The 12,900-nt window shown below is 70.9% G+C and carries 13 protein-coding genes; 4 read left to right on the top strand and 9 right to left on the bottom strand.

Going from position 1 to position 12,900, the window contains the following annotated elements; genetic code table 11:
- The first annotated feature begins 195 nt into the window (after positions 1–195).
- Positions 196–1,287 (top strand): ABC transporter ATP-binding protein, encoded by a 1,092-nt coding sequence (locus NIE111_RS03735; RefSeq protein ID WP_091403085.1) that lies wholly within the window; start codon positions 196–198, stop codon positions 1,285–1,287.
- Positions 1,288–1,428: 141 nt separating this feature from the next.
- Here the strand turns inward: NIE111_RS03735 and rlmB are convergent, their stop codons facing one another.
- Both rlmB and cysS read right to left on the bottom strand, forming a co-directional pair.
- Entirely contained in the window at positions 1,429–2,562 is a 1,134-nt protein-coding gene (gene rlmB / locus NIE111_RS03730; protein ID WP_238683042.1) for a 23S rRNA (guanosine(2251)-2'-O)-methyltransferase RlmB, read from the bottom strand.
- Positions 2,562–3,977, bottom strand: coding sequence for a cysteine--tRNA ligase (gene cysS, locus NIE111_RS03725; RefSeq protein WP_238683041.1), 1,416 nt, complete (start codon positions 3,975–3,977; stop codon positions 2,562–2,564). Before cysS ends, rlmB begins: the two co-directional genes overlap by 1 nt.
- Before the next feature lie 219 nt (positions 3,978–4,196).
- Between cysS and NIE111_RS03720 the strand changes: the two genes are divergently transcribed.
- Positions 4,197–4,805, top strand: coding sequence for an IclR family transcriptional regulator (locus NIE111_RS03720; protein ID WP_238683140.1), 609 nt, complete (start codon positions 4,197–4,199; stop codon positions 4,803–4,805).
- Positions 4,806–4,928: 123 nt separating this feature from the next.
- Here the strand turns inward: NIE111_RS03720 and NIE111_RS03715 are convergent, their stop codons facing one another.
- Complete coding sequence (locus NIE111_RS03715; RefSeq protein ID WP_238683040.1) at positions 4,929–5,375, bottom strand: hypothetical protein; 447 nt, start codon at positions 5,373–5,375, stop codon at positions 4,929–4,931.
- A 267-nt stretch (positions 5,376–5,642) separates the two neighbouring features.
- On the opposite strand from NIE111_RS03715, the gene NIE111_RS03710 reads away from it, so the two are divergent.
- Complete coding sequence (locus NIE111_RS03710) at positions 5,643–6,242, top strand: endonuclease domain-containing protein (protein ID WP_238683039.1); 600 nt, start codon at positions 5,643–5,645, stop codon at positions 6,240–6,242.
- 205 nt (positions 6,243–6,447) lie between these two features.
- Here the strand turns inward: NIE111_RS03710 and NIE111_RS03705 are convergent, their stop codons facing one another.
- From NIE111_RS03705 to NIE111_RS03695, 3 genes are all read right to left on the bottom strand, one after another.
- Positions 6,448–8,142, bottom strand: a complete 1,695-nt coding sequence (locus NIE111_RS03705; protein WP_238683038.1) for a S8 family serine peptidase — start codon at positions 8,140–8,142, stop codon at positions 6,448–6,450.
- A 179-nt stretch (positions 8,143–8,321) separates the two neighbouring features.
- A complete protein-coding gene (locus NIE111_RS03700; RefSeq protein WP_238683037.1) occupies positions 8,322–9,017 on the bottom strand; it encodes an HAD family hydrolase in 696 nt (231 codons plus the stop codon).
- A 119-nt stretch (positions 9,018–9,136) separates the two neighbouring features.
- Positions 9,137–10,102, bottom strand: a complete 966-nt coding sequence (locus NIE111_RS03695; RefSeq protein WP_238683036.1) for an EamA family transporter — start codon at positions 10,100–10,102, stop codon at positions 9,137–9,139.
- An 86-nt stretch (positions 10,103–10,188) separates the two neighbouring features.
- On the opposite strand from NIE111_RS03695, the gene NIE111_RS03690 reads away from it, so the two are divergent.
- A complete protein-coding gene (locus NIE111_RS03690; RefSeq protein ID WP_238683035.1) occupies positions 10,189–10,734 on the top strand; it encodes a CGNR zinc finger domain-containing protein in 546 nt (181 codons plus the stop codon).
- Here NIE111_RS03690 and NIE111_RS03685 read toward each other — a convergent pair.
- Genes NIE111_RS03685 through NIE111_RS03675 form a run of 3 tightly spaced genes read right to left on the bottom strand, consistent with a single transcriptional unit; the run spans position 10,701 to position 12,343 of the window.
- Entirely contained in the window at positions 10,701–11,300 is a 600-nt protein-coding gene (locus NIE111_RS03685; protein ID WP_238683034.1) for a GNAT family N-acetyltransferase, read from the bottom strand. The genes NIE111_RS03690 and NIE111_RS03685 overlap by 34 nt on opposite strands.
- A gap of 57 nt (positions 11,301–11,357) precedes the next feature.
- Positions 11,358–11,540, bottom strand: a complete 183-nt coding sequence (locus NIE111_RS03680) for a DUF397 domain-containing protein (RefSeq protein WP_238683033.1) — start codon at positions 11,538–11,540, stop codon at positions 11,358–11,360.
- On the bottom strand, positions 11,531–12,343 hold the full coding sequence (locus NIE111_RS03675) for a helix-turn-helix domain-containing protein (RefSeq protein WP_238683139.1): 813 nt from the start codon (positions 12,341–12,343) through the stop codon (positions 11,531–11,533). The genes NIE111_RS03680 and NIE111_RS03675 overlap by 10 nt, the downstream gene beginning before the upstream one ends.
- Positions 12,344–12,900 lie beyond the last annotated feature (557 nt).

The raw sequence follows: 12,900 nt of genomic DNA, 5'->3' as shown, positions 1-12,900 counted from the left end.
TAGCCCGCCTGGTGGGCTGGGCGGCCCCCCGCCTTGGCAGCACGGGTAAACGCGTTTACGGTTCACTGACACGGACGACGACCGGGCGCCCCCGCGACCGCGCCGCCGTCCGCTGAACCGGCACGGACACGTGCCGGTTGCTCCTTCACTCGGATCGTCCGGCACGTTCCTGCCGGTGAAAGGAAGCGCTTCACCATGGCTACGGTCACCTATTCCAAGGCGTCCCGGGTCTACCCGGGCCAAGAGCGTCCCGCCGTCAACGAGCTGGACCTCGAGATCGGCGACGGCGAGTTCCTCGTCCTGGTCGGCCCCTCCGGTTGCGGTAAGTCCACCAGCCTGCGGATGCTCGCCGGCCTGGAGGACGTGGACGCCGGTTCGATCTACATCGACCAGCGTGACGTCACTCACCTTCCCCCGAAGGCCCGCGACATCGCGATGGTCTTCCAGAACTACGCCCTCTACCCGCACATGACGGTGTACGAGAACATGGCGTTCGCCCTCAAGCTGCGCAAGACCTCCAAGTCGGAGATCGACCGGCGGGTCAAGGAGGCGGCCGGGCTGCTCCAGTTGGAGGAGTACCTCAGCCGTAAGCCGAAGGCGCTCTCCGGTGGTCAGCGTCAGCGTGTCGCGATGGGTCGGGCGATCGTCCGCGAGCCGCAGGTCTTCCTCATGGACGAGCCGCTGTCGAACCTCGACGCCAAGCTCCGCGTGCAGACCCGTACCCAGATCGCGTCCCTGCAGGCCAAGCTGGGCGTCACCACTGTCTACGTCACGCACGACCAGGTCGAGGCCATGACCATGGGTCACCGGGTCGCGGTGCTGCTCGACGGTGTCCTGCAGCAGGTGGACACCCCGCGGGCGCTCTACGACACCCCGGCCAACGTGTTCGTCGCCGGCTTCATGGGCTCGCCCGCCATGAACATCAAGACCGTTCCGCTGAACGAGCGGGGCGCCGAGTTCGCCGAGCTGCAGATTCCGCTGACCCGCGAGCAGGTCGAGGCAGCCCGCGCCGAGGGTGGCGACGGCAAGGTCACCGTGGGCTTCCGTCCGGAGGACTGCGAGCTGGTCAGCCCGACCGAGGGCGGCATGCCGGTCGTTGTCGAGCTGGTCGAGGACCTCGGCTCGGACGCCAACGTCTACGGCCACGCCGCGCTGGGTGGCAACTCGGAGCGCTTCGTCGTCCGCACCGACCGGCGCAACATGCCGAACATGGGTGACACCGTGTTCGTCAAGCCGGTCGCCGGTCGCAGCCACGTCTTCCACGCCGCCACCGGTGGCCGGATCTGACGTAACGCCGTACCGACAGGGGCGGTCCGCTTCGGCGGGCCGCCCCTTCGTCGTACCAAAATTGGCCCTTCATCCTGCCTGGGCGCCGGACGACGAAGGCCCCTCCCGCGCTCGGCGGGAGGGGCCTTCGTTCGACGTGCGCTACAGCTCGACGGAGCGCCGGCGGGCGACCTCGGCCAGGGCGACCGCCGCCGCCACGCTGGCGTTGAGCGACTCGACCTCGGAGATCATCGGGATGCTGACGGTCAGGTCACAGGTCTCGCCGACCAGGCGGGAAAGACCGCGCCCCTCGGAACCGACCACCACCACCAGGGGACCGACAGCGGCCTCCAGGTTGTAGAGGTCGGTGTCGCCGTCGGCATCCAGGCCGACGACCATGAAACCGGCGTCGCGGCACGCCTTCAGCGACCGGGTCAGGTTGGTCACCTGTGCAACCGGCACCCGCGCGGCCGCGCCGGCGCTGGTCCGCCAGGCGGTCGCGGTGATCCCGGCGGCACGACGCTCGGGTACGAAGACACCCTGCGCGCCGAACGCGGCAGCCGACCGGATCACGGCGCCCAGGTTGCGCGGGTCGGTGACACCGTCCAGCGCGACCAGCAGCGGGGCCTGCTGCTCCAGGGCAGCGGCGACCATGTCCTCGAACGGCTGGTACGCGAAGGGCGGCACCTGCAAGCCGACGCCCTGGTGCAGCACCCCGCCGGTCATCCGGTCCAACTCGGCCCGGCTGATCTCCAGGTTGGCGATGCCCCGGTCGGCGGCGGTCCGGATGATCTCGTTGATCCGGTCGTCCATGTCGATGCCCTGGGCGGTGTAGAGCGCCGTCGCCGGCACGTTGGCGCGCAGCGCCTCCAGCACCGGGTTACGCCCGACCAGCAGCTCCGGGGTGTCCTTGGACGGGTTGGACTTGCGCCCCGGCGTGACCCGGGGGCCGGACCGGCCGGTGGGCTTGCCACTCCGTCCGCCGGTGGCGGCACCCCGGCCGCCCGGTACGCCCCGACCGCCACCCCGACCCCAGGTGGTGTCCTTGCTGCCCGGCTGGCCGATCTTGGGGGCGCGCCCCTCCTCGGCCGCCGCGCGGCGCTCCTTGTCCTGCTTCCAGGCGGTGCGCTGGGGCAGCTTCTCGGTGCCCGAGTAGCCCTTGTGCCACGGCCGCTCGTCCGCCGGCAGGGTGCGACCCCGCCCAGCCAACGAGTCCTTGTTCTTGCCGCCGGTGCCCTTGGGGGCGCCTGCCTTCGACGTCAGTCGCCGGCCACGGCGCTGCGAGTTGCCGGCCATCAGTCCTGCTCTCCAATAGTCCAACGGGGGCCCTGGGGGGTGTCCTCGACCACCACGCCGGCCAGCTTGAGCTGGTCACGCACGGCGTCCGCGGCGGTCCAGTCCTTGCGGCCCCGCGCCTGCGCACGCTGCTCCAGGGCCAGCGCGATCAGGGAGTCCACCACGGCACGAAGGTCGTCCGATCGGCCGCCACCGGTCCAGGCCGGGTCGAGGGGGTCGATCCCGAGAATATCCAGCATTGCCCGCACCACGGCCAGCGTGGTGCGGACGGTCACATCGTCGCCGACGCTCAGCGCGGTGTTGCCGTCCCGAATGTGCTGTTGTAGCACGGCCAGCGCGGCGGACGTGTTGAGGTCGTCGTCCATCGCCGCGACGAAGCCGGCGGGCAGCTCCCCGAGTTGCCCGGCGCCGACCCGCTCGGCGGCCCGCTGCACGAAACCCTCGATCCGCCGGTACGCGGTGGCCGCGTCGCGCAGCGAATCCTCCGAGTAGTCGATCAGCGAGCGGTAGTGCGCGGCGGCGTAGTAGTAGCGCAGCTCCACCGGCCGCACCCCGAGCGAGTCCACGTACGCCAGGCCCAGCGCGTTGCCGGCGGACTTGCCCATCTTGGCCCCGCCGATGCTCAGCAGCCCGTGGTGCACCCAGTAGCGGGCGAACGGCAAGCCGGCCGCCTGGGACTGGGCGATCTCGTTCTCGTGGTGCGGGAACGTCAGATCCAGCCCACCGCCGTGGATGTCGAACTCCGGGCCGAGATAGCGCCAGCACATCGCCGAGCACTCGATGTGCCAGCCCGGACGGCCCAGCCCCCACGGTGAGGGCCAGTAGGCGTCCGCCGGCTCGTCCGGTTTGGCGCCCTTCCACAGCGCGAAGTCGCGCGGATCCCGCTTGCCCCGATCCGGGGCGTCCCCGGCGGACTGCATGGCGTCCGGAGACTGGCCCGACAGCGACCCGTACGCCGGCCAGGACGCCACGTCGAAGTAGACGTCGCCGGAACCGTCACTCGCCGGGTACGCGTGCCCGTCGGCGATCAACTTCGTGATCAGCTCATGCATCTCAGGGATGTGGCCGGTGGCGCGCGGCTCGTAGGTGGGTGCCAGCACGTTCAACGACCGGTACGACTCGGCGAGCAGCAACTCGTTGGCGTACGCGATCGACCAGAACGGACGACCCTGCTCGCCCGCCTTGACCAGGATCTTGTCGTCGATGTCGGTCAGGTTGCGAATGAAGGTGACCTCGTAGCCGGCGGCCATCAGCCAACGACGCAGCACGTCGTAGTTGACGCCGGAGCGAAGGTGACCGATGTGCGGCGGGGCCTGAAGGGTGAGACCACACAGGTAGACCCCCACCTTGCCGGCTTCCCGCGGGACGAAGTCCCGCACCGATCGGGTGGCGGTGTCATACAGGCGTAGCGTCACCGTACAAGGGTAGCTGTCCGTGCCTGTCCGGGTCCGCCGGTGCCGGGACGTACGCTGCCAGGCGTGGATGCGACCGCACGCTCCGGTGGCTCCGGTGACCCGACAGCCAACCCCACCGCCCCCGCCGACCCGGCCTCCGAGCGAGCTTCCGGGCCGACCGATGCTGGCGTAAGGCGGGCCGACGGGGTTGCGGGGCGGGGCGGGGAGACGTCGCAGACGCTGGACCGGGGCTTGCGGCTGCTGCACCTGGTCGCCGACGCCTCCGGCGGTCTGACCGTCACCGAGGCCGCCAATCGGCTCGGCATCGGCCGGGCCGCCGTCTACCGGCTGGTCAGTGCGCTGACCGGGCACGGAATGCTGCGCCGCGACGGAGAAGGTCGACTGCGCCTCGGTGCCGGGTTGCTGCACCTGGCCCGACGGGCCCAGCCGCTGCTCGCCGAGGGTGCGCTGCCCGCGCTACGCCGCCTCGCCGAGCAGGCCGGCGCGACCGCGCACCTGACCGTCGTCGAAGGTGGAGAGGGCGTCGCCCTGGCCGTGGTCGAGCCGAGCTGGACGTCGTTCCACGTCGCGTACCGGACCGGGGCACGGCATCCACTGGACCGGGGAGCTGCCGGCCGGGCGATCCTGGCCGGTCGCGCCGGGGTGGCAGAGCCGGTGAGTAGCAGCGGTGAGTTGCAGGCCGGGGCGTACGGGGTGGCTGCACCAGTGCTCGGCGTACCCGGGCTGGAGGCCAGCGTCGGCGTGGTCGCGCTCGCCCCACTGGACGTCGACACGCTCGGCCCCCAGGTGTTGGCCGCCGCCCGAGCCATCACCACCGCCCTCAGCTGACCCCGCCTTGATCCACTCGGGTTCACGGAAGTCGCGGTGTCCCAGGCCCGGTGACCGCCCGACTTTCAGGAACGCGAGTGGATCACCGCCCGTCGGCGGCACGGATGCCTGATCGGCCCGGTGTCATAGCACGATCGGCAGGCGGATTCGTGGTTGTCCACAGGTCCAGCGGCACCCGCACGCCGGGTTGTCCACAGGGGTTTCGGTGCCCGGTGCGCGGTCGGCAGGCTGCTCGGCATGCCACCACGTCCGCACCGCCCCAACGCCCTGGCCTGGCAGGTCTTCCGCGGCTCCGACGCTGTCCGGGACGGCCTGCTCACCGAACATCAGTTGCGCAACTCCGCCTGGGTGCGGTTGCGCCACGACATCTACGCCGACTCGCGGCTGGACCGTGATCACGCCCTCGCGTGTCGCGCCGCCCTCCTCCGGCTCCCACCCGGCGTGGTGGTCGGCGGCCCGTCCGCCGCCTTCCTGCACGGCGTCCAACACGCCGCGAGCTTCACCGACGATGTGCACGTCCTCGTGCCCCGACCACTGCGGATCGGCCCACAGCGAGGCCTCCGCGTGCACGTGAACGCCATCACCCCGGTAACGGCGAGTGAGACCCCGGGGTTGGTGCCGACCACACGACGACCGGCAGGCACGAGACAACAATCAGACGCAGGACGACCACCGGACCCAGGACGACCACCAGACGCAGGACGACCCTCGATCGCTGGACGTCCACGAGATGCGGCGCGGCCTCAGGGAGCAGGCCGCCCACCTGCCGACGGGATGTCACGACGCCCAGCACGGCACCTGTCCCGCCCGGCCATGGTGTCCGCCGGAGCAGGGGGCATGGCCGCGGCCGGCCGGGGCGATGGGTGGGCGACGACCAGTCCCAGCGAGCGGGACCTTCCGATCCCCCGGTCGGACCCCGGCCGGGCCGCCTGGGAGACGGCTGTCTGGCTCGACCCGGTCCGGGCGGTCGCCATCGTCGATTCGCTGCTCGGGCAGGGGCTGGCCGATCGCGACACCCTGGCCGCCATGGCTGCCCGTAACGCTGACCGGCCGGGCGCACGACGAGCACGTTGGGTGTTCGACCTGGCCGACGGCGGCGCCGAGTCCCCGCCGGAGTCACACCTACGCGTGCGGTTGGTGCTGGGTGGGCTGCCGCGCCCAGCCGTTCACCATCCGGTGCGCCTGCCCACCGGCGTCGTTCTGCACCCCGACCTGGCCTGGCCGCAATATCGGGTAGCTGTGGAGTACGACGGCACGTGGCACTCCGACGTGGAGCAGCTGCACCGTGACCGCCGTCGGCTGAATCTGCTGGTGGGCGCGGGGTGGCTGGTCCTGCACGTGACCAGCCGGCGGCTGCACGGCGAGTTCCCGGCGGTGCTTCGTGAGGTACGCGACGCGCTGGTCGGCCGCGGCTGGCGACAGGGATCGTCCAAATGACCAGGATCACCTCGGTTTCCTGGAAACCGCGCCATCCTTCAGGCACCAACACCGCGCCTTCCAGTAAGCCGAGTCGATCATGTTGAGCGCCGGGCGGCGGCGGCCCGGGACAACGGGTCCGGACGACCGCAGGGCCCGGTCGACGAGGTGTCGACCGGGCCCCGACGGTGGTGGCGGTTGGGCCACCTCCGTAGTGCGATGTGCGCTACGGGCGGGCGTTCGGCTTGAGCGGGGTCTTCACCGCCGCGTAGGCGTCGACGATCCCGTAGCCGTAGAAGCCGTTGAAGTTGACCCCACCGGCGCAGTACGCGTCGTAGGTCTCGTCCCGGCCCTCGTTGCGGTACTGCTGGAGGCGCGGCTCCGGGCACGCGTGCTCGGCGGCCGTGCGGTAGAGGTGCTGCTCGACCTGGTCCGGCGACATCCCGAAGCCAGTCCGACCCTGCGCCTTTCCGTGCCGGCTGACGATCAGCGCGGCGACACCGGCGGCGTGCGGGGACGCCATCGAGGTGCCCTGGAGGTAGGTGTAGTAGCCGCACTCACCGTTGGCCTTGCACTGCTTGAAGACCGAATTCTCGAAGCCGGCGACGATGTTGCCGTCGGCGTCGACCGATTCTTCCTCCTGAAGCACGTGCTTCGGGTACGAGGAAAGGATCATGTTGGCGTCGGTACGGAAGGTGTCGGTGCCGAAGCCGTCCCGGAACCAGCCTCCCGGCGCGGCGACCGAGATCTGCTCGGTGCCGTAGTTGGAGAAGTCCGACTTCTTGCCGGACGGGCCAACCGACGAAACGCCGATCACGTGCGGGCCCTCGGTGGGGAGGTCCCAGCAGCTCTCGTTGTCGATCGGTCGGGGGTAAGGGTCGGCGCCGTAGTCGGGGCTCGTGACGTCGGTGCGCGGAGCACCCAGGTCCTCGTTGTTGTTGCCGAGCGCACCGACGAGGGTCACGCCCTTGTTGTGCGCGAAGACCAGCGCCCGCTTCATCGCCTTGATGACGGCCCGCTGCTCGGCCTGGTCCTCGGGGGAGTCGGCCGGGTTGGCGGTGCAGTTGTAGAGCCACGGGTCGACATAGAACGACATGTTGACCACGTCGATCCCGGACCGGCCGGCGTAGACCAGGGCGTTGACGACCGGGTCGAGGAAGAAGTAGCCAGAGTCCTGGCCGCCCTTGAGCTCGACCAGCGAGACGTTCGGGGCGACGCCAGAGAGACCGAAACCGTTGGCCGCGGCGCCGATGGTGCCGGCCACGTGGGTGCCGTGCCCGCCGTCGTCGGTGCCGACCGGGTCGACGCAGCTCGGCACCTCGCAGGGGCCGTCCACATCGGTCAGGTCGGGCGCGAAGTTGCGCGACAGCGACCAGTTGAAGTTCGGCGCGATGTCCGGGTTGCTGGCGTCGACGCCGGTGTCCAGCACGCCGACGGTCACCCGACGGTCGCCCGGCTCGATCTTGCGGGCCTTGTCGGCCCGGATCATCTCCAAGCCCCACAGCTTGTCATCGAGCGGATCGAGCTTGGTGCCCTTCTTGGCAGCACCGGCAGCACCGGCACGAGCACCGGCAGCGGCCAGCAGGTGCTCCTGCTCGACCCGGTCCAGCTTCGGCTTGCGGCCGATGGCCTTCTGCTCGGCGGCCCCGATCAGCGTCGGTGCGGCGGTCGCCCTGGCCGCGAAGTCAGCCCGGTCGCTGCTGACCTGGAACATGCCGACCTCATCGGACCGGGACACCACAGTGCCGCCAGCTGCGCGGATCGCGGCGACGGCGGTGTCAGTGGCGACGCCATCCTCGGCGACGACGGTGAAGGTCCGGGCATTGCTCGGCGCGGCGTTGGCCGGCACACCCAACCCCGTAGCCGTAAGTGCCAGCACAGCCGCGGTCGCGACCGTACGGGCGGTGAAGCGCTTGCTCACCACATCAGATCCTCTCGTTGAGGGACGTGGCAGCCATCACACAGCAACGATCCGGATTACGCCAGTTGAGCGCCCGTTATGGCCGTGAATCCCGTCAGTTCGAGCCGCACCGATACGGGCCGCACCGACACAGGCCGCACAGTCACCCGGCGCACAGACACACCACTGGCCACCTCGACCTACACACCTACCGCGTCGACACCAAGATTCGCCAGCGCGGCTGGCAGCTCGGCCATGCTGGAAACTTCGGCGTCGGGCTGGCAGCCGAGGGGGCGGGGCAGGCGGAGCCGGTTCAGCCACACCGATCGCAGGCCGGCCCGCCGAGGCGCCAGCACGTCGTGCTCCCACGAGTCGCCGACGTACACGATCTGGTCGGCTGGCGCCCCGGCCGCCGCGACCACCGCGGCGTAGAACTCCGGGGCTGGCTTCTTGGGCAGGCCGTTTTCGTGCGCGTACAGCTCGAAGGCGAACTCGCCGGCGAGCCCGCACCGCTCGGCGCGGCTGTTGCCGTTGGTGGCGAAGCCCAGCGTGTACCGGCCGCGCAGCGTGGCCAGCGCCGGTGGTACGTCCGGGAACGGGCGGGTCAGGGCGAACCGGCGACCGAAGAAGAGGTCTGCGATCTCGTCCAGGTGGTTGACCAGTTCGGCGCGGGCCAGCGACCGGGCCAGTGCCGCGCGCCGGATCTCCGCCACCGGGGCGGCGCTCAGTTCACCGAAGACGGCACCCCAGTCCGACTCCAGCTCGGCGAGCGTCACCCCGGCCGCCGCCGAGGTACGTCGCCGCATCTCGTCGAGGACCGCCACCAGCCCGCCCGTGACCGCTGGACGCAGGTCCAACAGCGTCTCGTCAGCGTCGAACACCACAGTGGTCAGCACGAAACCCACTCTCTCACCGCCCGCGCGGAGCGCGCCGCCCGCGCGGAGAGCGCCGCCCGCGCGGAGCGCGCCGCCCGCCGGCACGCGCCAGCCATCAGGAGCACGCCGCCGGCCAACCCTCACCGACCGTCAAGCGCCAGTTCGGGTTCGGGCGTGGCCGGCGCGGGCGTCGAGGGCGACCCGCGCAGTTCGTCGAGGCGTACCAGGGCGACGCCGGCGACGATCAGCGCGCCGCCGAACAGTTGCCAGCCGGTGGGCAGCTCGTTCAGGATGAGCCAGGCGATCAGCACCGCGAAGAGCACCTCGGTCAGCCCGACGAACGACGACAGGCGGGGCCCGAGGATCCGGGTGCCGGCGATGCCGGTGAGGTACGCGATGACGGCGGCCACCAACGACAGCCCGGCGATGGGCACCAACCAGCTGGTGGGTTGCCCGGCGAAGGTGACCTCACCGAAGGTGGCGTGCAGCGGCAGCAGGCCGGTCAGCCCGACGAGGAGCAGCATGGCGGCGCCGACGGCCATTCCACCGCTGGCCATGGCGACCGAGGGCAGTCGGGGGTCGACCCGGCCGGCGAGCACGAAGTATCCGGCCAGGCCGAACGCCGCGCCAAGCCCCCAGAGCACGCCCACCGGGTGGAAGTCGGCGGTGCCGGCGAGGTCGAGCACGAACGCCAACCCGGCGAGTGCGGCCACCGACCCGGCGACGGTGAGCCGGCGGGGTGGCTGCCCGTGCCGCAGCCACATCCAGACCACGACGAGGATGATGCCCAGGTATTCCAGCAGCAGCGCGACACCGACGGGCAGGTAGCGCACGGCGTTGAAGAAGCACACCTGGGCCAGCGCCACCCCGAGGAGCCCGAACATGCCGATGGCCGCGGCGTTGCCTCGCAGCACGTCCCATTTGCCCCGCAGCGACAGCAGGGCGGGGATCGCCAGCACCAGGGCGGCCACCCCGACCCGGGCGATCACCGCGGACTCGGCTGACCAGCCGGCCTCGATGAGCGATCGCGCGAAGGTGCCGGAGGTGGCGAAGGTGACTGCGGAGAGCAGCGCAAGTCCGACGCCGGCAGCAGGTCGTGAGTGCATGTCGCGCTCCTCGCAATGGGCACCGTGTCATGAGCAAACTATCCTTGTACTGATGACGCTAGGCGGAAGCCATGACAGGAGTCAAGTTGCTATTCGCTCATGACACCGAGTGTTCGCTGATCGCCGCCGCGGCGCTGGTCAACACCGCAGGTCGGGACGGTGAGCTGCTGCCCGACATCGCGGCGCTGGACGCGTTCTTCGACCGTCACTCCTACAGCGGCCGGCACGAGCACACCGAGGCCGAGCTGCGCGCCGTACGGGAGCTGCGTCCCCAACTGCGCCGCATCTGGCACGCCGAACCACCCGAGATCGTCGCGGTGGTCAACGGCCTGCTGCTGGAACACAAGGCGCTGCCCCAGCTCATCGAGCACGACGACGAGCCGTACCACCTGCACGCCGTTCCCCGCGATGCGCCGCTGGCCACCCGGATCGCGGTCGAAGCCGCCATGGCTATGGCCGACCTCGTCCGTACCGGCGAGCTGAGCCGTTTGCGGATCTGCGAATACCCGGACTGCGACAACGTCGTCGTCGACCTGTCCCGCAACCGGTCCCGGCGGTTCTGCGAGGCCGGCTGCGGCAACCGCGCCGCGGTGACCGCCTACCGCGCCCGCCGGGCCGCCGGCCGCTCCTGACCGACGGTCGCCCACTCCTCGGCTCGCACCTCGTACTCCACCTCGCCCTGCTCGGTGCCCGGGATCGGGTCGTCCCACTGCAGGTGAAAGGTCCGCACGTAGCGCAGCCCGGCCTTCACCATCACCCGCCGGGAGCGTTCGTTGACAGCCATCGTCTCGGCCCAGACCCGACGTACCCCGACAACGTCGAAGGCGTGCCGGACCAGCCCCAGCGACCCCTCGGTGGCCAGCCCGCGCCCCCACGTCGAGCGGCGCAGCCGATAGCCCAACTCGGCCTCGGTGCCGTCCGCTGACGGGTCCAACGCGAACCAACCCAGGAACTCGCCGGACTCCCGATCATGCGCCGCCCACCGCCCCAACCCGGGGAACCTGTCGTACTGGGCCAGCAGCCTCGGCAACTGCTCGTCACGCACTGTGGACAGCGGGGTCGCGACACCCCCGGTGAGGAAACGCATCACCTCGGAGTCGCTGTCCAACTCGACCAGCGCGTCCACGTCGCCCATGGTCAGCCGCCGCAACCGCAGCCGCTCGGTCTCCGCCGGCACCGCCGCGCCATCGTCACCCATACCCCGGATCATCCGTCCTGCTCAGGACCGACCCCCGTCGCGGGCGAGGCGGTCGGATCAACGCGGGGGCGCGACCACGAAGAGCCGCCAGGAGTACGCGTCGACAACGAGTACGGGCCCGTCCGAGTCCTTACTGTCCCGCACCCCGACCACGTCCCCAAGATTCGTCGCCACCTCTACACAGTTGGCGTCCTGGTTGCTGCGGCTGCTCTTGCGCCATTGAGCACCGGTCAACTCCACGACTCGGCCACCTCGTTCATCAGCTCGATCGATGCCTGCGGGGGCAGGGCTTCGCCCAAGGTAGCCTCCCAGACCCGCTGCAACCGCAACAGATCCTTCGGCTGGTCCAGTTCCTGGCCGCGGACCTGACAGTCCAGGTAGGCCACCTCCGTGCCATCGGGCAGGACGGCGAGCGCGAACTGTCCACCAAGCCCTGGATACTCCTCGGCCGATCGCGGCACCACGTGCAACCGGACCCGGGGGTGCCCGGTCGCGATGCCGACCAGGTGCAGCGTCTGGTCGCGCATCACCTTTCGCCCGCCCACCCGTCGCCGCAGCACCGCCTCGTCCAGCACCGCCACGATCTGCGGCGCACGCTCGCTGTGCAGCACCTCCTGACGCTCCATCCGGGCGGTCAGTCGCCGGTCGACCTCTTCGGGAGCGAGCAGGCCGCCCGCCTCGAAGACCGCCCGCGCGTAGGCCTCCGTCTGGAACAGCCCCGGCACGTAGCGGGGCTCATACCACCGGAGTGTGCGCGCCTGCTCGAAGATCGCCTGCCAGCCGCGTAGCCAGGGCTGCGCCCGGTCCAGGCTGACCAGTTCGGTGGACATCCGGCCGAAGAGGCCGCCGGTGTCCAGGGCGCGGTCGACGAGTTCCAGGTACTTGGCGGTGGGCGGCTGCTGACCCAGCTCGACGGCGCTGACCATCGACGCCGAGTAGTTGACCGCCTTGGCCAGCTCGTCCTGACTCCAACCGCGTCGGACCCGCGCCCGGCGCAGCTCAGCGATCAGGAACGCCGCCGCAGTCATCTGTCCATCGGCCATGCCGTGCCCGCCCTCCACCTCGCCGACGATCATCTCCAGCCGGCCGCCAGCGGCGCTGCTACCCAAAACAGGGCGACTATGACGACGCGGCCAAACCCTTCCGACCGTAGTCGCCTGATCACCAGACTGTGAAGCGCGGCGCCGCTCCCCGTCCCCCGGGATCTGCCGGTACCGCACGGGACCGCCCGCTCCCCCGTGCCGGGCGGTCCCACCAGACAGCCACGCCGGCGCGACCCACAGCCAGCGCGACCCACGACCAGCGCGACCCACGACCAGCGCGACCCACAGCCAGAGCGACCCACAGCCAGCGCGACCCACAGCCAGCGCGACCCACAGCCAGCGCGACCCCCAGCCGGCAAGCGCGTACGCCCGCGCCAATCACCTCCCCCCGAAACCACGGCATTCGCGAGCCCGCGCTCCGGGCCACCCCACCACACCACCCGCCCCCACGCCGCCAGCGCCGGCCGCAGCCAGCCACCAGCCCCCCGCCAGCCAGCCCCAGATCCAGCAGCACCGACCGCCAGACGGACGCGGCGGTGCGGGTAGCACAGTAGCGT

It is taken from the genome of Micromonospora hortensis (assembly GCF_022230935.1).
Taxonomy (GTDB): domain Bacteria; phylum Actinomycetota; class Actinomycetes; order Mycobacteriales; family Micromonosporaceae; genus Micromonospora; species Micromonospora hortensis.
This window is presented reverse-complemented; position numbering and strand designations above follow the sequence as displayed.

What these genes read in the sequence shown, in the direction of transcription:
- NIE111_RS03735 (WP_091403085.1), top strand. Translation starts at nt 196, where the DNA reads ATGGCTACGGTCACCTATTCCAAGGCGTCCCGGGTCTACCCGGGCCAA.
- rlmB (WP_238683042.1), bottom strand. Translation starts at nt 2,562, where the DNA reads ATGGCCGGCAACTCGCAGCGCCGTGGCCGGCGACTGACGTCGAAGGCA.
- NIE111_RS03710 (WP_238683039.1), top strand. Translation starts at nt 5,643, where the DNA reads ATGGCCGCGGCCGGCCGGGGCGATGGGTGGGCGACGACCAGTCCCAGC.
- NIE111_RS03695 (WP_238683036.1), bottom strand. Translation starts at nt 10,102, where the DNA reads ATGCACTCACGACCTGCTGCCGGCGTCGGACTTGCGCTGCTCTCCGCA.
- NIE111_RS03685 (WP_238683034.1), bottom strand. Translation starts at nt 11,300, where the DNA reads ATGGGTGACGATGGCGCGGCGGTGCCGGCGGAGACCGAGCGGCTGCGG.
- NIE111_RS03675 (WP_238683139.1), bottom strand. Translation starts at nt 12,343, where the DNA reads ATGGCCGATGGACAGATGACTGCGGCGGCGTTCCTGATCGCTGAGCTG.